This window comes from Lysobacter capsici, assembly GCF_014779555.2.
GTDB classification, from domain to species: Bacteria; Pseudomonadota; Gammaproteobacteria; order Xanthomonadales; family Xanthomonadaceae; genus Lysobacter; species Lysobacter capsici.
The window spans coordinates 3,068,563-3,095,084 of sequence record NZ_CP094357.1 but is presented as its reverse complement, the minus strand read 5'-3'; the positions used below and the strand labels follow the sequence as shown (position 1 = coordinate 3,095,084).

Sequence of the window (26,522 nt, the reverse complement as noted above, 5' to 3'; positions counted from 1 at the left end):
CGGGTGTCGAGCTGCGCGCACGACGCGCCGCGACGACGGCTTCGCCCGCGGCCGTCGCGCGACGCGGCAGTTCAACGAGTCGTCGCGACGGTTCACAGGCGATAGTCCTGCGCCAGCGTTCGGCCGATGCGCGACAGGTTCTGCGGGTGGGTCAGCTGGTCGTGGCGGCAATCGATGTCGTGGGTGCGAAGCGCGCCGGTGATGTTGTGCTTGAAGGTGCCCGGTTCCAGTACGTAGGCCTCGCCCTGGCAGTCCTGGGTGGCGATGAAGAAGACCACGTCGCCGCGGAACTTGCCGCTGGGTTTGTAGTAGTTGAGCAGGTGCGAATCGTTGTTCTGGGTGGCGACGAAGCGCTCCAGCAGGCCCGCGTCGAAACCGGAGAAGATGCTGTATTTCAGCAGTTCGACGGCTTTTTCGAAGTCCAGCGATTCGGGATCGTAGTCGCCGATGTCGCAACCGGCGATGTTCTCGAGGAAGCCTTGCAGGATGCTCGCGCGGTAGTCGCCGGTAGGCACGGTGGCGGAATCGAAGCCCGGCATCGAGGTGCGGATGCACGAATCTAGGATCACCAGCCGCTCGACCTCCTGGCCCGCCTGCTGCAGGCGCAGGGCCAGTTCCAGGGCGGTGGCGCCGCCGTAGGAATAACCGAGCAGGTGATACGGCCCCTCGGGTTGAATCGCGCGGATCTGGCTGAGGTAGGCGGCGACGTCCTCTTCCACGCTGGCCGACAACGGCGCGGCCGGATCGATCAGGCTGGCGCTTTGCAGTGCGTAGATCGGGCGCTGCGGGTCGAGATAGCGGGTCAGGCCGCGATACCACCAGCCCAGTCCGCCGCCCGGCGGCAGGCAGAACAACGGCGGAAGGTTGCCTTGCGCGCGGATCGCCACCACTGGTTCGAGCGCCGACAGCGCCAGCAGCGGTTCGGCCATGCGTTCGGACAAGGCCGCGATCGTGGGCGATTCGAACAGCACACGTGCCGACACTTCCACGCCGAGCGTGTGGCGAATGCGGCCGACCAATCGCGTGGCCAGCAGGGAATGGCCGCCGATCTCGAAGAAGTCGTCGTCGATGCCGACCTCGTTGAGTTCCAGCACTTCGGCGAACAACTCGCACAAGGCCTGCTGCTGCGGTGTCGTGGCCGCGCGCCGATGGCTGGAGGTGAACTCCGGCGCGGGCAGGGCCTTGCGATCCACCTTGCCGTTCGGGGTCAACGGCAAGGTCGGCAGCGGCACCAGCAGCGGTTGCATGTAGTCGGGCAGATGCCGTTGCGCGTGTTGGCGCAACTCGGACAGGCGATCGAAGCTGCCGGGGCTGTTGGCGCAGGCGTCGAACTCGCGCGGGTGGGCCGGTTGATGGATGTCGGTCCAGATCGCTTCGTCGTTGTCTTTCGGCAGCAACAGCAGTTCCAGGCCGCGTTCGGGGGCCGACCAGGTCACCGCGACCTCGCAGCCCAGCGCTTCGCCCTGGGCATGCAGCGCCTCGGCCGGAGGCAGTTCCTGGGTCTGCGCCGCCAGCAGGCGCGTACGCACTTCGGCGATGCGCCGGCCGGCCTGCAGTTGCTGCAGCGCGTCCAGTTCGGGTTGCAGCAGCGGATGCGGGACGTCGCTGATGCGCAGTCCCGAGGGCTGCTCGGCAAGCCGCGCGGCGAGCGCGCCGGGTTCGAGCAACGCCGGCGACCACGGCTGGGTCGGCAGCGCGGCGGCCGAACGCACCTTCGGGCCGTGCTTGCGCAGCACCACTTCGTAGCGATGGCGGGTCAGCTCGTTGGCGTGAACGCTGCGCTTGGTCTGGATATCGACCGCGGCGATGGCCGGCAGCCGTTGCGGCAACTGGGTGAAGAACTCCGGCGCCAGCAACAGTTCCTTCTCGGTCAGCAGGGTCTGATCGATGCGGCGCTGCAAGGTGGTTGGGTCGATGCCGCTCTCGGCCTGATGCAGTTGCACGGCATTGACGAAGCTGCGCAGCAGTTGCAGGTTGCGCACGTCGCCCAGGTACAGCGCGCCGCCGGGCGCCAGCAAGGCCATCGACTGCTCGATCATCTCCAGCAGGTAATCGCTGCTGGGGAAATACTGCAGCACCGAGTTGACGATGACCGCGTCGTAGTACGCCTGCGTGGGCAAGGACTCGGCCACCTGCCGGGTCCGGTGCGCGGGCAGGGTGTGCAGCTGCACTTTGCCGGCCAGTTCGGGCCGCTGCGCGATCTGGCGCTGCAGACGTTCGACGGTGGCGCGCGATAGATCGGTGCCGTGGTAGGTCTCCACCTGCGGCGCCACCGGCGCCAGGATCAGGCCGCTGCCGACGCCGATCTCCAGCACCCGGCGCGGACGCAGCGCGAGGATGCGCCGCACCGTGGCCGCGCGCCATTCGCGCATTTGCTCCAACGGAATCGGCGTCTGGGTGTAGCTGCTGTTCCAGCCGCGGAAGTCTTCGCCGAATTCGGGCGCCTGCGCATCGACGGTGTCTTCGTCGTAGAGGTCCTGATACAGCGACTCCCACTCGTCGACCTGACGCGTCTCCAGCGCGGTGTCGCGCTGACCGCCGCCTTGCTTGAGCACGACATAGCCCACCAGCTGCTTGTGACCGGGCACGTCCTCGCGCACCTGCACGATGGCCTGGGCCACGGCCGGATAAGCCTGCAGCACGTTCTCGATTTCGCCCGGCTCGATGCGGAAGCCGCGCAGTTTCACCTGCTGGTCGCCGCGGCCGATGAACTCGATCTGGCCGTCCTCGCGCCAGCGCACCAGGTCGCCGCTGCGGTACATGCGCTCGCCGCGGTGATGCGCCGGCGCATAGGGATTGGCGACGAAGCGCTCGGCGGTGAACGACGCCCGCCCGAGGTAGCCGCGGGCCAGGCCGGCGCCGGCGATGTACAGCTCGCCGGGCACGCCGGGCGGCACCGGCCGCAACGCGCCGTCGAGCACGTAAACGCGCATATTGTCCAAAGGCTCGCCGATCGGGACGCTGGCCGCGTCAATCGCGAGTTGGGGCACGGCGCAGGTCAGGGCGAAGGTGGTGGTCTCGGTCGGGCCGTAGCCGTTGACGATGCGCAGCGCCGGATAGCGCGCCTGTAGGCGGCGGATGGCATCGGCGGACAGCACGTCGCCGCCGGCCCAGACTTGCACCAGGGACGCGAACAGTTCGGGCGCGGATTCGACGAATTCGTGGAACAGGCCCGCGGTCAGCCACATGCTGCGCACGCCGTGTTCGGCCACCAGGCGCTGCATCTGCCGGCCGTCGCCGCTGTCGACCGTGCACACCACCACGCGACCGCCGTTGAGCAGCGGCACCCACAGCTCATAAGTAGACGCATCGAAGGCGTGCGGCGAATGCAGCAGCACCACCTCGTGATCGCGGGCGAAACGGCGGTCGCGGGCGAAGGCCACGATGTCGCCTTGTTCCACCGCCACGCCCTTGGGACGGCCGGTGGAGCCGGAGGTGAACATCACGTAGGCCAGCTGTCGCGGGTGTGCGACGGGCAAGGGCGCGGCAACGGTCGACGCCGGCGCCGCATCCTCGTCGGCCTTGTCCACGCGCAGCACCTGCGACGGCGTCAGCTTGGAACCGTCCAGATCGCGGCCTTCGATACTGGCATCGGCGATCAGCAGCACGGTGTCGGTTTCGGCCAGCAGCAGGGCCAGGCGTTCGTCCGGATGCTGCTCGTGCAGGGGCAGGTAATACGCGCCGGCCTTGAGCACGGCCAAGGTGGCGATGACCAGTTCGGGCGAACGGCGCAGCAACAGCGCCACGCCTTGTTCCGCGGCGACGCCGCGCGCGATCAGCCGTCGCGCCAGCGCGTCGGCGCGGCGGTCGAGTTCGGCGTAGCTCAGGCTGAGCTCGCCGGCCACCAGGGCCGTCGCGTCCGGGGTCAGGCGCGCCTGACGCTCGAAACACGCCGCCAGGCTTTCCGCGAGCACCGGATGCTCGGTGCCGTTCCAGGCCTCGAGCTGCGCGCGCTCGCTTTGCTCGAGCAGATCCAGCTGGCCCACGCGCAGGCTCAGATCGCCCACGAGTTGTTCGAGGATGCGCTCGTAACGGCGCGCGAAGCGCTGGATGTCGCGCTTGGTGAACACGTCCGGTCGATAGCTGAAATTCAACTTCACCCATTCGCCGGGCATCGACAGCAAGGTCAGCGGATAGTGCGACTTGTCGCCGCCGAAGCCGTCGACCATGGAAATGCGCAGGCTGCCGTCGGCATTCGACAGGCGCTGGTCGTCGGCGTCCATCAGATAGTTCTCGAACACCATCAAGGTGTCGAACAACTGGGTGTGGCCGCTGTCCTGCAGGATCTGACTGAGCCCCAGATGCTGCGCGTCCAGCAATTGCGCCTGGCGGTCCTGCAGCGCGGCCAGCCAGTCGCCCAGGGTCTGCGCCGGGTCGATCGGCAGCCGCAACGGCAAGGTGTTGATGAGCAGGCCGGCCATGCGCTCCACGCCGGCCAGTTCCGGCGGACGGCCGGATACGGTGATGCCGAAGACGATGTCCTGACGTCCGGTGCTCTGCGCCAGCAACAGGCCCCATGCGGCCTGCAGCAGGGTGTTGATGGTCAGGCCGTGGCGACGCGCCTGCGCGGTCACCGCCTGAGTGAGCTCACGCGAGAAATCGTGCGGATGGGTATGCGGCATCACCGGTTCGGGCGATGCCTGCGGCGCCAGCAGGGTGGGGCCGTCGAGATCGGCCAGTTCGCGCCGCCAGGTATCGCGCGCGGCCTGACGATCCTGGGCGGCGACCCAGGCCAGGTACTCGCGATACGGCGTCACATACGGCAGGGCCGAGCGATCGCCGCGCGCGTAGTACAGGCTCAGCAGTTCCTTCATCACCATCGGCGAGGACCAGCCGTCGAGCAGCATGTGATGGCTGGTGAACGCCAGGTAATGGCATTCGGGCGCGGTGCGCACCAGCAGGAAACGCAGCAGCGGCCCCTGCGACGGGTCGAAGCGCTGTTGATCCTCGCGCAGCAGCGCGGGCACGCCGGCCTCGTCGCGTTCGACGAAGCGCCACGGCGCCTTCGGCTTGAGCGGGATCACCTGCACCGCTTCGGGCAGGCCTTGATGCACGAACGAGGCGCTGAGGTTGGCGTGCCGTTCCAGCAAGCGGTCGGCCGCGGTCTGCAGCATCGCGGCGTCCAGCGGGCCGTCGAAACGGTATACCTCCTGGACCAGATAGGCATCGACCGAATCTTCGTCGTAGATGGCGTGGAACAGCAGGCCATGCTGCAGCGGCGACAGCGGCAGGATCTCGGCCAGCGGCGGTTGGCTGGCCTCGATCGCTTCGATCTGGGCCTGATCGAGCTTCACCAGCGGCAGGTCCGACGGAGTGAACCCGGGTTTGGCATGGGTGGCGCGCTCGGCGATGCAGCGCAGCAGTTCGAACCAGCGTTGCGCGAGTGCGCCGATCGCCGTCTCGTCGAACAGTTCGCCGGCCCAGTTCCAGGTGGCGTGCAGCATCGGGCCGGAGGCGTGGTCGATGGTCACCGCGTCCAGGCCGAGCAGATGCCACAGCGGCCAGGTCGCATCGTCGCCGTGCGGCGCTTCGGATCGCGGAGCGTCGAGCGGACGGTCGTCGTCGCCGGCTTCGTCGACCGCCTGCAGGCGGCCGAGGTAATTGAAGCCGATCTGACGCGACGGCTGCGCGGCGAGGGCCTCGCGACCGTGCTCGTCGAGATAGCGCAGCAGGCTGTAACCGATGCCGTTGTCGGGCAGTCGGCGCAGTTGTTCCTTGACCCGCTTGAGCGCGTGTTCGAGCGCGGGGCCGCCGCGCATCGCCTCGTCCAGATTCAGTCCGGCCAGGTCGAGTTGCAGCGGGAATTCGCTGGTGAACCAGCCCACGGTATGGGACAGGTCGGCGCCCTCGAGGATGGCTTCGCGGCCATGGCCTTCCAGATCGAAACGCAGCGAGGCATTGGTCACGCCGAGCCGTTGCTGACGCCAATCGATCAGCGCCAGCGCAAACGCGGTCAACAGCACGTCGTTGATGCGGCCGTGGATCTGGGTTGGCGCCAGGGTCAGCAGTTGCTGCGTGGTCTGCGTGTCCAGGCGCAAGCTCAGGGTGCGCTGGGTGGCGCCGATGTCGCGGCGGGGATCGAGCGCCCGTTCGCTCAAGGCCGGATCGTCGCCGGCGAACATCGATTGCCATAGCGGCAGTTCGCCGCGGCGGGTATTGGCGATGGCCGGCAGTTGCATCGCCCAGTGGCGCAGCGAGGTCGCGGCGGTTTCCAGGCGCGGCGCGAGGCCGCGCGCGCGCGCGTCCAACGCGGTCTGCAAGTCCGGCAGCAGGATGCGCCAGGACACGCCGTCCACGGCCAAGTGATGGATCGTCAGCAGCAGCTGCGCGTCTTGCTCGTCGACGAAGCAAACGGCCTGCAGCATCCGGCCTTCAGCGGGTGCGAGCTGCTGGCGGGCGGTTCGCTGCGCGTCCTCGATGACTTGTTGGCGCTCCGCAGCGTCGAGACCGACCAGCGACACCCGACGCAGGCAATCCTGCGCGCGCACCGCGCCTTGCGGCACGATCCGCAGTTGCCGTCCGGGATCCAGGCGCAGTCGCAGCGCATGGTGATGATCGAGCAGATCCTGCAGCGCCTGGGTCAGCGCTTCTCCCTGCGCATGGGCCAGGCCCAGCGGCAGGGTCATCGACTGATTGAAGGACTCGGCGAGTTCGGGTTGATCCAGCAGCCAGTGCATGATCGGCGTGGCCGGCAGCGTTCCGGTCGGCGCCTCCAGCGGCGCGGCGGCGGTGCGCGGCAGCGGCGCGGCCGAGGCCGCGAGCACCTCGACCGTCTGCTGACGGAACACGTCGCGCGCGGTGATCACCAGGCCTTGCTTGCGCGCGCGGCTGACCAATTGGATCGAACTGATGCTGTCGCCGCCCAGGGTGAAGAAGTTGTCGTCGATGCCGACCCGCTCCAGACCCAGGACTTCGGCGACCAGCGTGCAGAACAGCTGCTCCTTCGCGTCGCGGGGCGCGCGCACGCTGACCGAGGCGAAGTCCGGCGCCGGCAGCGCCTTGCGATCGAGCTTGCCGCTGATGCTCAACGGCAACCGCGGCAGGCGCACGAACGCCGCCGGCACCATGTAGTCGGGCAGTTGCGCGGCCAGTTGCCGGCGCAGCGCGTCCAGATCGGCGGCATCGGCCGCGGCGATATAGGCGACCAGTTGCTTGCGGCCCGGCTGATCATCGCGCACCAGCACCGTGTTCTGGCTGTAACCGGCTTGGCTGATCCGGGCTTCAATCTCGCCCAGTTCGATGCGGTGGCCGCGGATCTTGACCTGATTGTCGCCACGGCCCAGATATTCCAGCTGGCCGTCGCTGCGCCAGCGCGCCAGATCGCCGCTGCGGTACATGCGCTCGCCATGGGCGAACGGGTCGGCCACGAAACGTTCCGCGTTCAAGGCCGGACGATCGAGATAGCCGCGCGCCAGGAACGCGCCGGCCAGGTACAGCTCGCCGGCGACGCCGACCGGCAGCGGTTGCAGACGCGCATCGAGCACATAGGCACGGCTGTTCCACAGCGGCGCGCCGATGGCGGGGCGGCTGTCGGGGTCGATGCTCGCGAAGCAGGCGTCGACGGTGCACTCGGTCGGGCCGTAGAGGTTGTAGCCGCGCACCCGCGGCGATTCGCCGAGCGTGCGCCACTGCGCCTCGCTGACGGCTTCGCCGCCGAGCATCACGCAACACAGTTCGCTGTCGTCGCGTTCCAGCAGTCCGTCCTGCAACAGCACTTCGAACAACGAGGGCGTCACGTCCATCGCATGGATGCCGTGCTCGACCACGTAGTCGACCAGCCATTGGCTGTCCTTGCGCACTTGTTCGTCGATCAGGTGCAGCTCGTGGCCCGCGGCCATCCACAGCAGGGCCTCGATCGAGGTGTCGAACACCATCGATGCGGTCAAAGCGAAACGCAGGCGCGCGCCGCCGGCGAAGGCGGCCTCGCGATCGATCAGGATCTGCTTGTGATGGTGATAGAGATTGGCGAGCGAACCGTGGGCGATCACCACGCCCTTGGGCTTGCCGGTGGAGCCGGAGGTGTAGATGACGTACGCCGGATGCTGCGGCGACCACGGCCGGCGGCGATCGGCGTCGCTGGGCGCGTGTTCGGGCGCCGCGGCGAGCAGATCGCGGGTGTCGGCGCTGTCGAGCATCAGCAAGGGCAGTTCGCGGCCGCGATCGTCCTGGGTCAGCGAGCGCGTGCCGGCGCCGGTGCCGATCACCACGGCGGGCAGGGCATCGTCGAGGATTTCGTGCAGACGCTCGGCGGGCTGCTCGATATCCAACGGCAGATAGGCGGCGCCGGCCTTGAGCACGGCCATCAGCGCCACGATCATGTCCGGCGTGCGCAACAGCGCCAGCGCGACCCGGTCCTCGGCGCCGATGCCGCGGGCGATCAGCACATGGGCCAGGCGGTTGGCGCGGGCGTCGAGCTCGGCGAAATCCAGCTGTTGCCCGTTGCAGACCAAGGCGGTGGCCCGCGGCGTGCTGGCGGCGGTTTGCGCGAACAGATCGTGCAGGCCGCCGGGCGGCAGTGCGCGCAGGTCCGCGCCGCTGGCTTGCAGCAGGCGTGTGCGTTCGCCGGCTTCGAGCAGGTCCAGACGACCGATCGGCAGGCTCAGATCGCCGGCCAGGATTTCGAGCAGGCGCGCGTAGCGGCGGATCTGCGCTTCCAGATCGGCCAGCGAGAACACGTCGGGCCGATAGCTGAAATCCAGGCGCAGGCGCTCGCCCGGCAGCAGCGACAGGCTGAGCGGGTAGTGCGACAGGTCGCCGCCGTGGCCCTCGGCCATGCCGATGCGCAGTTCGCTGTCGGCTTCCAGCGCGCGGCGGTCGTTCGGGTCCAGCGGATAGTTCTCGTACACCATCAAGGTGTCGAACAGCGTGGCGTGCCCGCTGTCGCGCAGGATCTGCGGAAGGTCCAGGAACTGCTCGTTGAGCAGCCGCGCCTGACGCGCCTGCAGGTCGTCCAGCCAGGCTCCGAGCGTTTGCTCGGGCCGGATGCGCAGGCGCAGCGGCAAGGTGTTGATCAGCAGGCCGACCATGCGCTCCACGCCGGCCACTTCGGGCGGGCGGCCGGACACGGTGATGCCGAACACGACGTCGTGGCGCCCGGTGTACTGCGCCAACAACAAGCCCCAGGCCGCCTGCAGCAAAGTGTTGAGGGTCAGGCCATGGCGGCGCGCCTGGGTGTTGAGGGCCTGGGTGAGCTCGCGCGAGAACAGGTGTTGGTGGGTGAGCGGCATCGACGGTTCGTCCGATGCCTGCGGCGCCAGCAGCGTGGGTTCGTCCAGGTCGGCCAGTTCCTCGCGCCAGGCCGCGCGCGCGGCTTCGCGATCCTGCGCGCCGATCCAGGCCAGGTAGTCGCGATACGCCGGCGCCGGCGGCAGCGCGGCGTCGCTGCCGCGCGCGTGGTACAGCGCGAGCAATTCGCGCAGGACGATCGGCATCGACCAGCCGTCGAGCAGGATGTGGTGGCTGGTGAACACCAGGTAATGCAGCTGCGCCGCGGTACGTACCAGGGTGAAGCGCAGCTGCGGCGCCTGCGACGGTTCGAAGCGCTGCTGCTTGTCCAGCAGCAACAGCGTCTGCAGGCCGGCCTCATCGGTTTCCACGAAACGCCACGGCGCCTTGACCACGCGGGCGATGGCTTGCACCGTGCTGGAGCGCCCGTCGTGAATGAAGGCCGCGCGCAGGTTGGCGTGGCGTTCGAGCAGGCGGTCGGCGGCGGTCTGCATCGCCGTCGGGTCCAGCCGGCCTTCGAAGCGGAACACCTGCTGCACCAGATAGGCATCGGGCGCGCCGTCGTCGTAGAGGGCGTGGAACAGCAGGCCATGCTGCAGCGGCGACAGCGGCAGGATATCGGCCAGCGGCGGCTGAATCGCCTCGATGGCTTCGATGCGTTGCTGGTCGAGCGCGATCAGCGGCAGGTCCGAGGGCGTGAACAGCGTGCGCTCGTCCTGCGCGGCGTTGCGCGCGATCTGCCGCAGCAGGTCGAACCACAGCCGCGCGAGTTCGCCGACGGCGGTCTCGTCGAACAACTCGCCGGCCCAGCTCCAGTTGGCGCACAGCACCGAACCGTCGCGGCGGTCCTCGGTGGTGGCGTTGAGCGAAAGCGCGTGGACCAGCGGCGCGTCCTCGCCCGCGCCGGGAATGGCCGCCTGGGCTTGAGTCCAGTCGGAGGAACTTTGGCCTTGTTCGGCGATGGCGAAACGGCCCAGATAGTTGAAGCCGATCTGCGCGGCGGCGTGGCCGCCGAGCGCGGCGCGGCCGTCCGCGTGGTGATAACGCAACAAGCCGTAACCGATGCCGTTGTCGGGCAGGGCGCGCAATTGCTCCTTGACCGATTTGAGCGTGGAATCCAGCGCGGTGCCGCCGTGCGCGGCCGCGCTCTGGTCGATGCCGGTGAGCGACAGCTGCAGCGGGAACTGGCTGGTGAACCAACCGACCGTGCGGCTGATGTCGATGCCGTCGGCTTCCGCGTTGCCGGTCAGGGCTTCGCGGCCATGGCCTTCGAGGTCGAAGCGCACTTGTTCGACATCGCCCAGGCCGTGGCGGCGGCGCCACTCGGCGACCGCCAGCGCGAACGCCGACAGCAGCACGTCGTTGATCCGGCCGTGGACGCGTTCGGGCGCGCGGGTCAGCAACAGGCGCGTCACCTCCGGTTCCAACCGCAGCGACAGATGGCGCTGGGTCGACAGCGTGTCGCGCGCCGGATCGAGCGGCCGCGCGCTCAGCGGCGGATCTTCGCCTTGCTGCATCGCCTGCCAGAACGGCAGTTCCTCGATGCGCACGGCGGCGGCCGCGGGCAGGGCGAGAGCCCAATGGCGGAACGAGGTCGGCACCGGCGCGAGATCGGGCGCGGCGCCGGCGGCGCGCGCCTCCCACGCCGCCTGCAGATCTGGCACGAGGATGCGCCAGGACACGCCGTCCACCACCAGATGGTGCAAGGCGAGGAACAGGCGCGAATCCACGCCGTCGTCGAACCACACCGCTTGCAGCATGCGTCCCTCGGCCGGAGACAACCGCAGTTGCGCCGCGAGCATGGCCTCGTGCATGCGACGCTCGCGCGCATCGGCGGACAGGCCGTGCAGCGGCACCGATTCCAGACAGTCGGCCGCGCGCACGCTGCCGGGCTCGCCGATTTCGAACGAGTCGATCCCGGCCGAGCCATCGCGCAGACGCATGCGCAGCGCATGGTGGTGTTCGATCAGGTCCTGCAACGCGGCCTGCAAGGGCTCGCGCCGCAGTTTCGGCACTTGCAGCAGCATGGTCTGGCAGAAGTGCTGGTACGGGCCCTCGCGCTCCAGCAGCCATTGCATGATCGGCGTGGCCGGCAGGACGCCGGTCGGCGCCTGTTGCGGCAACGCGTCGACGGGTTCGCTGGTGGCGGCGACGCGCGCGAGCGCCTGCACGCTCGGGTGCTGGAACACATCGCGCGCGCTGAAGCGAAAACCGGCCTGGCGCGCGCGTCCGACCAACTGGATCGAGCTGATGCTGTCGCCGCCCAGGGCGAAGAAACTGTCGTCGATGCCGACCCGGTCCAGGCCCAGCACCGCGGCGAACAAATCGCACAGGGTCTGTTCCAGCGCCGTGCGCGGCAGGCGGATGTCGCCGCTGGCTTCCGGCGCGGGCAAGGCCTGGCGGTCCAGCTTGCCGTTGGGGGTGAGCGGCAAAGCGTCCAGCGCGACATAGGCGACCGGCACCATGTGTTCGGGCAGGTTGCCGGCGAGGTTGCGACGCAGCGCATCGGCGTCCAGCGCGTCGGCGCGGGTCACCAGATAGGCGATCAACTGGCGCTGGCCGGGGCGGTCCTCGCGCACCGCGACCGCGTTGTGCGGGTAACCCGCGCCGGCGATGGCCGCTTCGATCTCGCCCAGTTCGATGCGGAAGCCGCGCAGTTTGACTTGGCCGTCGTCGCGGCCGAGGTATTCCAGCTGGCCGTCTTCGCGCCAGCGCGCCAGATCGCCGCTGCGGTACATGCGTTCGCCGGATGCGAACGGATCGGCGACGAAACGTTCGGCGCTGAGCGCGGCGCGCCCGAGGTAGCCGCGCGCCAGGCCGGCACCGGCGATGTACAACTCGCCGGCGACGCCCACCGGCTGCGGTTGCAGTTGCGGGCTCAGCACGTACAGGCGGGTATTGGCGATCGGCGCGCCGATGCAGGTCAGTTCGCTGGCGAGTTCGTCGGCATCGGCCTCCGGCCGAGGCTGCGAGCGCAGCCGCGCCACGCTCGACCACACGCTGGCCTCGGTCGGGCCGTATTCGTTGTACAGCGCGCACTCGGCCGAAGCCTGCGCGCGATGTTGCTGCAACAGCGCGGCCGCGATGGACTCGCCGCCCAGCACCACGCGCGTCAGCGTCGACAAGCGGCCTTGCGCTTGCTCCAGTACCGCGCGATACAGCGCCGGTCCGCTGAGCCAGGCGTGTACCTGGTGCCGCGCCACGAGTTCGGCCAACGCGGCCGGCTCTCGCTCCTGTCCCGGCGCCGGCAACACCAGCGTGCCGCCGCTGCTCAAGGCATGCAGGATCGCGCCGAGCGATGCGTCGAAGGCCACCGACGGCAGCAGCAGCATGTTTTCGGGGGCGCCGCCGTTCGCCGATCCGTAGTAATCCAGTCGCGCCGCATTCGAATGCACGATCTGGCGATGGCTCACCACCACGCCCTTGGGCTTGCCGGTGGAGCCGGAGGTGTAGATCACGTAGGCCGGGTGATCCAGCCGCAACTCGGGACGCAGCGCGCTGTCGTCCGCCGCGCTGTCCGCAACCGCGCTGTCGATGGCCTCGCGCACCGCGTCGTCGTCGAGCAGCAATGCGTTGTCCGGCGCGGCCTGCATCGCGTCGCGACGGGTGATCGTGATCGCCGGACCGGCGTCGTCGTGCATATAGGCCAGACGTTCGGCCGGATAGTCCACGTCCAGCGGCAGATACGCCGCGCCAGCCTTGAGCACGGCGAGCAGGGCGACCACCAGGTCGGCCGAACGCGGCAGCGCCACCGCGACGCGGTCCTCGGCGCGGATGCCGCGCGCGCGCAGCACGCCGGCGAGCCGGCGCGCGCGCTCATGCAATTGCGCGTAGCTGAGCCGTTGCTCGCCGAAGATCAGCGCGGTCGCGTCGGGGCTGCGCGCGGCTTGCTGTTCCAGCACCGTCGCCAGATCCAGCGCGGCGACGGGCAGGGCGCGGTCGTTCCAGTCGCGCAGCAGGCGCTGGCGTTCCAGCGCGGGCAGCACGTCGAGTTGCGCCAGGCTGCATTGCGGCTGCTCGGCGAACGCTTCCAGGATGCGGGTATAGCTGTCGGCCAGGCGTTCGACTTGTGCGGGTGTGTACACATCGCTGCGATAGCTGAAACCCAGGCGGATGCGTTCGCCGGGCACCGCCGACAGACCCAGCGGATAGTGCGAGGTGTCGCCACCGTGGTGGCTGTGGAAGGCCACGCTGAGTTGTTGCGACTGGGCCTGCAGACTGGCCTCGTCGATGGGATAGCTCTCGTACACCATCAGGGTGTCGAACAACTCGCCCAGGCCGGCCAGGCGCTGGATCTCGCTCAAGCCGAGGTGGCTGTGTTCGAGCAGCGCCGATTGCTGCCGTTGCAGACGCCGCAGCAAGTCGTGCAAGGACTCGGCGGCGTGCAGGCGCAGGCGCAGCGGCAAGGTGTTGATCAGCAGGCCGACCATCTGTTCGCTGCCGGCCAGTTCGGCCGGACGGTCGGCGAAGGTGATGCCGAACACCACGTCGTCGCGACGCAGCAGACGCGCGAGCAGGATGCCCCAGGCCGCCTGGATCACGGTGTTGAGGGTGACGCCGCACTGGCGCGCCTGTTCGAGCAGACGCGCGCTGAGGCTTTGCGGCAGGTGGTAGCGCAGCAGTTCGGGCGTGCTCGCGGCGGTGTTCGCCGCGCCGATCCGGCTCGGTTCCTCCAGCCCGTCCAGCGCCTCGCGCCAGGCCGCCAACGCGGCCGGCTTGTCGCGGCTCGCCAGCCAACGCAGGTAGTCGCGATACGGGGTGACCCGCGGCAGCGCGGCGTGTTCGCCCTGCGCGTACAACGTCAGCAATTCCTGGATCAGGATCGGCGTGGACCAGCCGTCGAGCAGGATGTGGTGGCTGGTGAATACCAGGTAATGCTGCTCGGACGCGGTATGCACCAGGGTGAAACGCAGCAACGGCGCCTGGCTCAGGTTGAAGCGTTGCTGTTGATCCTCGCGCAGCAGTTCGGCGAAACCGTCCTCGTCCAGGTCCAGTTCGCGCCAGGGCGCGTCCAAGCTGCGTGCGATAACCTGGACCGCTTCGCCCAGGCCTTCGTGCACGAAGGCCGCGCGCAGATTGGCGTGGCGTTGCAGCAGCGTGTCGGCGGCCTTGCGCAGCGCATCGCCGCGCAAGCGGCCGTCGAAGCGCAGCACCACTTGCATCATGTAGTTGTCGTGCGCCCGTTCGTCGTACAAGGCATGGAACAGGAAACCGTGCTGCAGCGGCGACAGCGGCAGGATGTCGGCCAGCGCCGGCTGCGCGGCTTCGATGCGCTCGATCTGGGTCTGTTCGAGCGCGACCAGCGGCAGGTCGGAGGCGGTGAACGCATCGCGCTCGGTGCGCGAGGCGTAGTCGGCGATGGCGCGCAAGGCCGCGTGCCAGTCTTCGGCCAGTTCGCGCACGTCGCGCTCATCCAGCAACTCGCCGGCCCAGTTCCAGGTCGCGTTCAACACCGGTCCGGCAGCGCCGTCCAGGGTGATCGCATTGAGCTGAAGAGTGTGCGACAGCGGCCGTTCGGGATGATCGCCGGCCTGCACCGCGACGAGGTCCGTCGCGCCCCAATCCGCGCCCGCATCGCCGGCGCCGAAGCGTCCCAGATAGTTGAAGGCGATCTGCGGCGGCGCGTGCTCGGCCAGTGCCTGTCGGCTGGGTTCGTGCAGATAACGCAGCAGGCCGTAGCCGACGCCCTGGTCGGGCAGGCGGCGCAGTTGTTCCTTGACCTGCTTGAGGCAAGCCGCGAGCGCGCGCTCATCGTGCAAGGCGGCGTTCGCATCGATGCCGTCGCGATCCAGTGCGCCCAGATCCAGCTGCACCGGGAACAGGCTGGTGAACCAGCCCAGGGTATGCGACAGCTCGGCGCCGGCCACGATCTCCTCGCGCCCGTGGCCTTCCAGTTCGAAGCGGACGCTGGCCGGATCGCCCAGGCCGCGCCGCGCGCGCCAATTGCGCAGCGCCAGGGCGAAGCCGGTGAGCAGCACGTCGTTGATGCGGCCATGAATGGCCTCGGGCGCGCGGGTCAGCAGGCAACGGGTGATCTCGCTGTCCAGGCTGAGGTTGAGGCTGCGGCGCGTGGCCACGGTGTCGCGCGCGGGGTCGAGCGCGCGTGCGCCGATCGCCGGATCGGGGCCGGCGAGCATCGATTGCCACAGCGGCAACTCGTGCGCGCGTTGCGCGGCGGCTTGCGGCAATTGCAAGGCCCAGTGACGCAGCGGCGTCGCCACCGCGGGCAGCACGACGGGGCGCCCGGCGGCAATCGCGGCGGCGGCGTCCTTGAGGTCCTGCAGCAGGATGCGCCAGGAAATGCCGTCGATGGCCAGATGATGGATCTGCACCAGCAACAGCGGTTGATCCTGGTAATCGAACCACAGCGCTTGCAGCATGCGGCCGCTGCGCGGGTCCAGCGCGGCCGCGGCGGCGTTGGCGCGTTCGTGCATGCGCGCTTCGAATGCGCGCTTGTCCGCGGCCCAATCGCCGGTCTCGATGCGCGCCAGGCAGTCGCTGGCGCGCACCGCGCCGGCGGCGCGCAGGTTCCAGCGTTGCTGCGGCGTCAGTTGCAGGCGCAAGGCATCGTGGTGATCGAGCACCGCCTGCAAGGCCGCGAGCAGATCGGCTTCGCGCAGGGCCGGTAGTTGCAGCAGCACCGACTGATGGTACTGCTGCAGCGGGCCGCCCTGTTCGAGGAACCAGTGCATGATCGGCGTGGCCGGCAGTTCGCCGACCGCCGCTTCCAACGTCGTCTTGACCGTCTCGGCCAGCGGCCGCATGACTTGCGCCAGCGCTTCCGGGCTCTGGTGTTCGAACACGGTGCGCACGCTGACCGACCAACCGGCGCGGCGCAGGCGGCCGACCAACTGGGTCGAGCCGATGCTGTCGCCGCCGAGCGCGAAGAAGTTGTCGTCGATGCTCACCCGCGGCAGGTGCAGGATGTCGGCGAACAGTTCGCACAGCAGGGTTTCGGCGGCATTGCGCGGCGCGCGCTCGCCGACGCTGCGCAGTTGCGGCGCCGGCAATGCCTTGCGGTCGAGCTTGCCGTTGCCGGTGAGCGGCAGTTCGTCGAGGACGACGAAGGCGGCCGGGACCATGTAGTCGGGCAAGCGCTTGCCCAGCCGCGCGCGCAAAGCGGCCGGATCGAAGTCGTCGGCAGCGGAGCCGGCGATCGCGATATACGCGACCAGCTGTTTCTGACCGGCGTGGTCCTCGCGCGCGATCACCGCATTGTGGGCGAAGCCATCCTGCGCCAAGGCCGCTTCGATTTCGCCCAGTTCGATGCGGTAGCCGCGGATCTTGACCTGATGGTCGATGCGGCCCAGGTAATCCAGGCGACCGTCGGCGCGCCAGCGGGCGAGATCGCCGGTGCGGTACATGCGCTCGCCGTCGACGAAGGGGTCGGCGACGAAGCGTTCGGCACTCAGACCGGGACGATTGAGATAACCGCGCGCCAGGCCGGCGCCGGCGATGTACAGCTCGCCGGCCACGCCGCACGGCTGCGGCCGCAGTCGCTCGTCGAGCACGTACAGCCGCGCGTTCCAGATCGGCCGGCCGATCGACACCGCGGTGGCCTCGCGCATGTCGGCATCGACTTCGTAGGTGCTGCAGCCGACCGTGGCCTCGGTCGGGCCGTATTCGTTGATCAGGCGCACGTCCGGATAACGCTGCTGCCAATAGGCGAGGTCGGCCGGCACCAGCGCTTCGCCGCCGAGCAGCAGGGCGCGCGCGGGCGACGGCGCGCCAGGTTCCAGGGTGGCGTTGAGCAGTTTCAAATGCGCCGGGGTCAGCTTGAGCAGTTCATAGCCGCCGGCCGGTTGCCGGGCCAGGAGGCCGGCGAATTCCTTGTCGGTCTCGATCAGCGTCAGCGGCTGACCCGCCAGCAACGGAGCGAACAGCACGGTGACGCTGCCGTCGAACGCGGCCGACAGCGTGGTCGCCGAACCATTGCCGTTACCGTCGCTCGCGCCGAAGTAGGCGTGCCGGCACCAGGCGAAGTAATGCGCGGCCGAACGGTGCGCGACCGTCACCCCCTTGGGCTTTCCGGTGGAACCGGAGGTGTAGATCACATAGGCCGGATGCAGCAGCTTCAGCGGCCGCAGCCGGTCGGCGTCGGTGGGATTGGCGGCGCTGCTGCGCGCCAGGCGCGATTGCAGCGCCGGATCGTCGAGCCGGCACAGCGGCGCGTGCGCGGGCAGCAGGTGGGCGAAGGCTTCGCGAGTGAGCACGCGCACCGGCCTGGCGTCGTCGAGCATCATCGCCAGCCGCTCGCCCGGATTGCCCAGATCCAGCGGCAGATACGCCGCGCCGGCCTTGAGCGTGGCGAGCAGGGCGACCAGCAGGTCCAGCGACGGCGGCAGCGCGATCGCCACCACCCGCTCGGGGCCCGCGCCTTCGGCGATCAACACATTGGCCAAGCGGTTGGCGCGTTGATTGAGCGCATCGAAGCCGAGACGCTGCTCCTGGCCCGGTTGCTCCTGGTAAATCGCCGCCAGCGCCGACGGCGTGCGCGCGACCTGGGCCTCGAACAGCGACGGCAAGGTCGCTTCGACCACGCTGTGTTCGGTGGCGTTCCAGTCGTGCAGCAGGCACTGCCGCTCGCCCGCGTCCATCAACTCGATCGCGCCGATGCTGCGCTCGGCGTCTTCGGCGACCGCGTGCAGCAGCCGCTCGAAGCGTCGCCACAGCGTGTGTACGCTGGCTTCGTCGAACAGGTCGGTCGCGTATTCGATCGCGCCTTGCAGGCCGTCGGGCGCGCCGTCGGCCAAGGTGCGCTCGGAGAACGCGAAGTTGAGGTCGAACTTGACCACGTCGGTTTCCAGCGCATGCGCCTGGCAACGCAGGCCGGGCAGGCGCAGCTCGCCGACGCTCATGTTCTGCAGCACCACCATCACCTGGAACAGCGGGTGATAGGACAGCGAACGCACCGGATTGAGGGTTTCCACCAACTGCTCGAACGGCAGGTCCTGATGCTCGTAGGCGGCCAGATCGGTGTCGCGCACGCGCGCCAGCAAGGCGGCGAAGCTGGGATCGCCGGAGGAGTCGACGCGCAGCACCAGGGTGTTGAGGAACAGGCCGACCAGATCCTCGAGCGCGGCGTCGGTGCGGCCGGCCACCGGCGCGCCGAGCGGAATGTCGGTGCCCGAACCCATGCGGGTCAGCAAGGCGGCGACCGCGGCCTGCAGCACCATGAACAAGGTCGCGCCGTGACGCTGGCTCAGCGTCAGCAGTCGGCGGTGCAGCGCGGTGTCGAACTCGAAATGCGCGGTGCGGCCGCGATAGCTGGTGGTGCCCGGACGCGGCCGGTCCGTCGGCAGCGGCAGTTGTTCGGGCAGATCGGCCAAGCGTTGCTTCCAGTAGTCGATCTGCTGGCGCAGCAGGCTGTCGTTGTCGTCCTCGCGGCCCATCAGTTGCCGCTGCCACAAGGTGTAGTCGGCGTATTGCACCGGCAGCGGCGCCCAGGCCGGCACCGCTCCCATCAGGCGCGCGGCATAAGCCTGCGACAGGTCGCGCGCCAGCGGCGCCAGCGAGGCGCCGTCGCCTGCGATGTGGTGCAGCAACAGCAGCAGCACGTGGTCATCGGCGCCGACCCGGAACAAGGTCGGGCGCAGCGGCAGTTCGCAGCTCAGATCGAAGGCGTAAGCCGCGGCCCGGCGCAGGTCGGCGTCCAAGGCGTCTGCATCGGTGTCGACGGTTTCCAGCGCCACGAACGCGGCTTGGTCGTCGAGACGGTCGTGGGCGCCGGGCGCGGCCAGGATGTGCTGGCGCGGCGTGTCGCTGTCCGGAAACAGCGTGCGCAGGCTTTCGTGGCGCGCCACCACGTCGTTGATCGCCGCCTGCATCGCGTCCGGGTCGAGCGGGCCGTGCAGGCGAAGCGCCAGCGGGATGTTGTAGGTCGCGCTGGGCCCTTCGAGCTGATGCAGGAACCACAGCCGGTATTGCGCGAACGAAAGCGGCAGATCCCGCGGACGCTGTTGCGCCGTCAACGCCGGCCGGCGCGCGCGGTTGCGGTCCAGATGCGGCGCCAGCGCGGCCACGCTGGGGTGTTCGAACAGCGCGCGGATCGGCAGTTCCAGTTGCAGGCGCGCGCGGATCAGGCCGATCAGGCGAATCGCCAGCAGCGAGTGTCCGCCCAGGTCGAAGAAGCTGTCGTCGATGCCGACGCGCTGCACGCCCAGCACTTCGGCGTACAGCGCGCACAGGATGCGCTCGCGTTCGTCGCGCGGTTCGCGCAGGCTGACCGGCGCGTAATCCGGCGCCGGCAAGGCCTTGCGGTCGAGCTTGCCGTTGGGCAGCTGCGGCAGCGCCGGCAGCGCCACCAGCGCGGCGGGCAGCATGTAGTCGGGCAGACGCGCGGCCAGATGCGCGCGCAAGGCTTCGGCGTCGAATCCGCTGTCGCTGGCGACATAGGCGACGATCTGGCGATCGCCCGGACGGTCCTCGCGCACGATCACGGCGTTGCGGGCGTGGCCGGCGCGGGCCAGTTCGGCCTCGATCTCGCCCAGCTCGATGCGCAGGCCGCGCACCTTGACCTGATGATCGGCGCGGCCGCGATGGACGATGACGCCGTCCTCGCGCCATTGCGCCAGATCGCCGGAACGGTACATGCGCTGGCCGCGGGCGAACGGATCGGCGACAAAGCGCTCGGCGTTGAGCGCGGCGCGGCCGAGATAACCGCGGGCGAGGCAGTCGCCGGCGATGTACAGCTCGCCGAGCGTTCCCGGCGGCACCGGGCGCAGCGCGCTGTCGAGCACGTAGAAACGGGTGTTGGCGATCGGGCCGCCGATCGGGATCGGGCCGTCTTCGACCTCGCGGCACGGCCACGCGGCCACGCCGATCGAGGTTTCGGTCGGGCCGTAGGAATGATGCAGCGGGCGCCCAAGGCGCTCGGTCACGCGCCGGCGCAGATCGGCCGACAGCGCTTCGCCGCCGCAGATGACTCGGCGCAGGCTCGCGCATTGCTCGGCGCCGGCTTCGAGCACGAACACTTCCAGCATCGATGCGACGAAGTGCACGGTGGTGATGCGTTCGCGTTCGATCAGCTCGGCGAGGTAGCGCGGTTCGCGATGGCCGTCGGGCCGTGCCAGCACCAGGCGCGCGCCACGGGTCAGCGGCCAGAACAGTTCCCACACCGACACGTCGAAGCTCGTCGGGGTTTTCTGCAGCACCGCGTCGTCGGCCTGCAGGCCGTATTCGCGCTGCATCCACTCCAACCGATTGACCACGCCGCGGTGCGGGATCACCGCGCCCTTGGGCTTGCCGGTGGAACCGGAGGTGTAGATCACATAGGCCGGATGCTCGGGCCGCAGGGTCGCGCTGCGTTCGCCGTCGTCGATGGCATGCGCCGGCAGTGCGGCCAAGCGTTCGCACAGCGCGGCATCGTCGAGCCGCCACAGCGGCGCGGCGGCCGGCAACGCTTCGGCCACGTCGCCGCGCGTGAGCACGCAGGCCGGCGCGGCGTCGGCGAGCATGTCGGCCAGACGTTCGGACGGGTAGTCGGTATCCAGCGGCAGATAGGCCGCGCCGCTCTTGAGCACCGCGCACAGCGCGATCGGCAGGTCCAGCGAGCGCGGCAGCGCCACGCCGACGATGGATTCCGGGCCGATGCCCTGGGCGATCAGCGCGCGCGCCAGACGGTTGCTGCGCGCTTCCAGCTCAGCGTAGCTCAGCGAACTGCCTTCGAAGCACAGCGCGATGGCGTCGGGCGTGCGCGCGGCCTGCGCCGACAGCAACGCGGCCAGATGGGTGTCCGGCTGTTCGTGCGCGGTCGCGTTCCAGTCGTGCAGCACGAGCCGGGTTTCGTCGGCGTCGAGCAGGTCGATCCGGCCCAGCGGCTGCTGCGCGTCGGTGGCGAACGCGTCGATCAGGCGCTGATAGCGCTGGCCCAGGCGCAGCACCTGCTCGCGTTCGAGCAGGTCGGGGCGGTAGCTGAGCTTGAGTTGATACGGCTGGCCCGGGCGCCCCGGAATCAGCGCCAGACCGACCGGATAGTGCGAGGTGTCGCCGCCGTGGTGGCTGTGCACGGCGACGGCGAGGTCGTCGGGGCGGTCGCCGTCTTCGCCGACCGGGAAGTTCTCGAACAGCACCAGGGTGTCGAACAATTCGCCGTGGCCGGCGATGCGCTGGATCTCGGCCAGCCCGAGGTGCTGGTGATCGAGCAGCGCCGACTGCTCGCGCTGGAAGCGTTGCAGCAGCGCGGCGACGGTTTCGTCCGGGCGCCATTGCAGGCGCAGCGGCAAGGTGTTGATCAACAGTCCGACCATCTGCTCGACGCCGGCCAGTTCCGGCGGACGGCCGGACACGGTGGTGCCGAACGCGACGTCATGACGATGGGTCAGCCGGCCCAGCAGCACGCCCCATGCCGCCTGGACCACGGTGTTGAGCGTTACGCCGAGCGTGCGCGCCTGTCGGGTCAGACGCTTCACCAGTTCGTCGGGCAGGTCGATGCGCAAGGTGTCCGGCACCGCCGGCGCGGTGCTGACGGCGGCGATCCGGGTCGGTTCCTCGAAGCCGAGGAAGGCCTCGCGCCAGGCCTCGCGCGCGGCCGCGTGGTCGCGCCCGCCGAGCCAGCGCATGTAGTCGCGGTACGGCACCACCCGCGGCAAGGCCTCGGTGTCGGCGCCGTTGCGGTACAGCGCGAACAGCTCCTGCAGCACGATCGGCGTGGACCAGCCGTCGAGCAGGATGTGGTGGCTGTTGAAGATCAGGTAATGGCGCGCGGCCGATTCGCGGATCAGCACGAAGCGCAGCAGCGGCGCGCGGCTCAGGTCGAAGCGTTCCTGGGCGTCGTCGGCGATGGCCTGTTCGAGCGCGGCCTGGCGCTGTTCGGGCGCAAGCGCCGACAGGTCCATCTCGCGCCACGGCGCGCGGAGATCGCGCTGGATCACCTGCACCGGTTCCTTGGTCTTGTGGTGCACGAACGCCGCGCGCAGGCTGGCGTGGCGGCGCAGCAGCGCGTCGGCGGCGGCGCGCAGCGCGGCCGGGTCGAGCGCGCCGTCGAGGACGAAGGTCATCTGCACCACATAGCTGTCCTGCACCTTGTCGTCGTACAAGGCGTGGAACAAAAAGCCGTGCTGCAGCGGCGTCAGCGGCAGGATGTCTTCAATTTTCGAGTTGCGCATAGAGCGATTCCAGGAGTTCGATGTCGGATTGGTCGAGCGCGACCAAGGGCACGTCGGATGGCGTCAGCGCGGCGCCGTCGGCTTCGCGGGCGAAGTCGGCGATGCGGCGCAGGGCGTCGAACCAGGCGTGGGCGAAGGCCGCTACCGCGGCTTCGTCGAGCAGTTCACCGGCCCAGTTCCAGTTCGCGTACAGACGCGGACCGTCGGCTTCGTCGCGAACCAGGGCGTTGAGTTCCAGCGGATGCGCCAGCGGCTGTTCGGCGTCGCCGCCGCCGCCGAAGCCGCCGTCTTCGCCAACCGGGTTCCAGTCGGTTTCGTTGCGGTCGATGTCGGCGACCGCGAAGCGGCCGAGGTAGTTGAAGCCCAGCGACGGCGGCGCCAGCGCGGCCAGTTCGGCGCGCGCGGACGGATCGAGATGGCGCAGCAGGCCGTAACCGATGCCCTGGTCGGGCACTCGGCGCAGTTGTTCCTTGACCGATTTGAGCGCGCGTTCCAAGGCCTTGCCGCCGGCCAGCGCCTGATCGATATCGAAGTCGGCCACGTCCAGACGCAGCGGGAACAGGCTGGTGAACCAGCCGACGGTGCGCGATAGATCGGCGCCGTCGATCAGGCCGTCCACCGCCGCCGTTTCGCGGCCGTGGCCTTCCAGATCGAAGGCGGCGGCGTGCGCGTCGCCGTCGCCGCGCGCGCGCCGCCATTGCAGCGCGGCGAGCAGGAAGGCGCACAGCAGCACGTCGTTGATGCGGCCGTTGATGCGTTCGGGCGCGCGGGTCAGCAGCAGGCGGGTGGTGTCCGCGTCCAGGCTGGCGACATGGGTGCGCATCGTCGCCATGGTGTCGCGGCGCGGATCGAAGGTGCGCGGCAGCCAGGCCGCGCCGTCGCCGGCGAGCATGTCGCGCCACAGCGGCAGTTCCTCGCGGCGGCGCTGCGCGGCCTCGGGCAGGGCCAAGGCCCATTCGCGCAGCGAGGTCGGCGCCGGATCCAGTTCGATCCGGTCGGCCTCGGCCAGCGCCTGCTCGTAGGCCGCGCGCAGATCGGGCACCAGCAGGCGCCAGGACACGCCGTCGACGGCGAGGTGATGGATCACCAGCAGCAAACGCGATTCGTCGCCGGCATGGAACCACACCGCTTGCAGCAGACGGCCGGCGGCGGGATCCAGGCGGCGCTGCGCGGCCTGGGCCTGCGCGGCGACCTCGTCCGCGCTCGGCGTGGCGGCTTCGATCGCCAGCAGGCAATCGTCGGCGCGCACCGCGCCGATCGGCGCGATTTCCAGACGTTCGCGGTCGAGCACGCGCAGGCGCAAGGCGTGGTGATGATCGAGCAAGGCCTGCACGGCCTGCGCCAGCGCGCGTGCCTGCAGCGCCGGCACCTTGAGCAGCATCGATTGCTGGTACTGCGCGTACGGCGCGTCGTGTTCGAACAGATCGCGCACGATCGGCGTGGCCGGCAGCTCGCCGACCGGCGCCACCGTCGGCGCGGACGCGACGAGCAGTTCCTCGCTGACCACCGCGGCCAGCGCGCGCACGCTTTGATGCTGGAACACTTCGCGCGCGCTCAGGCGCAATCCGGCCTGACGCGCGCGGCCGACCAGCTGGATCGAGCTGATGCTGTCGCCGCCGAGACTGAAGAAGCCCTCGTCCAGGCCGACCGCGTCCAGTCCCAGAACTTCGCCGAACAGCTTCGCCAGAAGCCGCTCGCGTTCGCTGGCGTTGTCGTCCGCGCCGGCGGCGGTCGCGGCGCTCGCCTGCGGCGCCGGCAACGCCTTGCGGTCGAGCTTGCCGTTGGGCGTCAGCGGCAACTCGGGCAGGGCGACGAACGCGGCCGGGACCATGTAATCGGGCAGGCGTTCGGCCAGCTCGCTCCTGATCCGGCTCAGATCGGCCGCGGCCAGCGCGGGCGCGGCGAGGTAGGCGACCAGTTGCTTGTGGCCGGGCCGGTCTTCGCGCGCGATCACTGCGTTAGTGGCGAAACCGATCTGCGCGAGCGCGGCTTCGATCTCGCCAGGCTCGATGCGGAAGCCGCGGATCTTGACCTGATGATCGGCGCGGCCGAGCAGTTCGAGCTGGCCGTCGCGGCGCCAGCGCGCCAGATCGCCGGAGCGGTACATGCGCGTGCCGGCGGTGGACGGGTCTGTCGCGAAGGGATCGGCGACGAAACGTTCCGCGGTCAAGGTAGGACGACCGAGATAACCGCGCGCCAGACCTTCGCCGGCGATGTACAACTCGCCGACGGTGCCGGCCGGCACCGGCCGCAGCCGCGCGTCGAGCACGTGGAAGCGGGTATTGCGCAACGGCCTGCCGATGCTCGGGCGTTCGTCGCCGTCGTTCAGGGCCAGGCCGCCGGCATCGACCGTGTACTCGGTCGGACCGTAGTAGTTATGGCCGCGCACCGAGGCATGTCCGCGCAGCGTGCGCCACTGCGTTTCGCTGACCGATTCGCCGCCGAGCATCAGCGTGCTGGGATAGGCGCGGCCGGACTCGCCGCTGTCGAGCAGGCCCAGGCGCTGCAGCTGTTCGAAGTGGGTCGGGGTCAGGTCGAGCGCGTCGATGCGCGCGGCCCGCAGGTGGCTCAGCAGCACTTCGCCCTCGCGCCGCAGCACGTCGTCGAACACGTGCAGCTCGTGGCCGGCGCACAGGAACAGCAGGCCTTCCAGCGAGGTGTCGAAGGCGAAGGTGGCGGTGAGGCCGAAGCGCACTGTGCCGCCGCCGGCATGGCGCGCGGCATCGGCGATCACGCCGTCGCGGTGGTGCTCGAACAGATTGGCCAGACCGGCGTGCGATACGACCACGCCCTTGGGCTTGCCGGTCGAACCGGAGGTGTGGATCACGTACGCGGCCTGCCGCGGATGCAGCGCCGCGGCGCGGCCGAGCTCGGGCGAGTCGTGCGGATTGCGCTCCGGCATCGACGCCAGTTCGGCGCGGCCGGCGTCCTGATCGAGCAACAACGCCGGGCCGGCGTGGCCGAGCGTGGCGCAGATCGAGGCGTGGCCGAGCAGCAGCGCGGGCGCGGCTTCGGCGATCAGCTCGCGCAGGCGCTCGCCCAGGTGCTCGGTGTCCAGCGGCAGATACGCCGCGCCGGCCTTGAGCGCGCCGAGCATGGCGCAGACCGTGTCGGCCGAACGCGGCAGAGCCAGGGCGACGCGATCCTCGGCCTTGAGCCCGCGCGCGATCAGCGCATGCGCGATGCGGTTGGCGCGGCGGTTGAGCTGATCGAAGCTCAGCGACTGTTCGCCGCAGACCAGCGCCACCGCATCCGGCGTGGCCGCGGCCTGGCGTTCGAACCATTGCGGCAGCAGCACACCCGAGGGCGCGATCCGCGGGCCCTGCGAATTGCACAGCAACTGATTGCGCTCATCGGCATCGAGCAGTTCGACCTCGCCGATGCGCCGGCGCGGATCGGCCGCGACCGCTTCGAGCATGCGTTGCAGGCAGCGGCCGATGCGCAGCGCGGTATCGGCCTCGAACAAATCGCTGGCGTACTCGATGCTGGCATGCAGGCCGGCCGGCGCGCCGAATTCGTCGTGGGCTTCGCTGAAATCGAAGCTCAGATCGAACTGGGCGATGTCCAGGTCGAACCCGGCCGGGCGCGCCTTCAGGCCGGGCAGGGCGAGTTCGCCGCTGGCATGGTTCTGCAACGACAGCATCACCTGGAACAACGGGTGATGGGCCATCGATCGCGCCGGTTGCAGCGCATCGACCAGGCGTTCGAACGGGACGTCCTGATGCTCGTACGCGGCGAGGTTGGTCTCGCGCACGCGTCCGAGCAGTTCGGCGAAACCCGGATCGCCGGACAGATCGGTGCGCAGCACCAGGGTGTTGAGGAACAGGCCGACCAGATCGTGCAAGGCCTCGTCGCCGCGGCCGGCGATCGGCGTGCCCAGGGCGACGTCGTCGCCGGCGCCGAGCCGGCCCAATGTCGCCGCCAGCGCGGCCTGCAGCACCATGAACAAGGTCGCGCCCTGGCTGCGCGCCAGCGCCGTCAGCCGCGCGTGCAGCGCGGCGTCGAGCGACAACGGCAGATGACCGCCGCGATAGCTCGACTGCGGCGGATGCGGCCGGTCGCTCGGCAGGGCGATGCGGTCGGGCAGATCGGCCAGCTGACGCTTCCAGTAGTGCAGTTGCTGCGCCAGGCGGCTGTCGGGATCGGTTTCCTCGCCCAGGCCGCGGCGTTGCCACAAGGTGTAGTCGGCGT

2 protein-coding genes (1 of these 2 running past the window's edge) are annotated in these 26,522 nt (G+C 69.6%); both read right to left on the bottom strand.

Going from position 1 to position 26,522, the window contains the following annotated elements:
• Nucleotides 1-92: 92 nt before the first annotated feature.
• Nucleotides 93-22,331 (bottom strand): non-ribosomal peptide synthase/polyketide synthase, encoded by a 22,239-nt coding sequence (locus IEQ11_RS25900; protein ID WP_191820635.1) that lies wholly within the window; start codon nt 22,329-22,331, stop codon nt 93-95.
• Nucleotides 22,312-26,522: the final stretch of a non-ribosomal peptide synthase/polyketide synthase gene (locus IEQ11_RS25895; protein ID WP_191820634.1), read on the bottom strand. Its footprint extends 23,599 nt past the window's final position; only the last 4,211 of its 27,810 coding nucleotides appear in the window; its start codon lies beyond the right edge, outside the window — the gene reads right to left on this strand; the stop codon is at nt 22,312-22,314. Before IEQ11_RS25895 ends, IEQ11_RS25900 begins: the two co-directional genes overlap by 20 nt.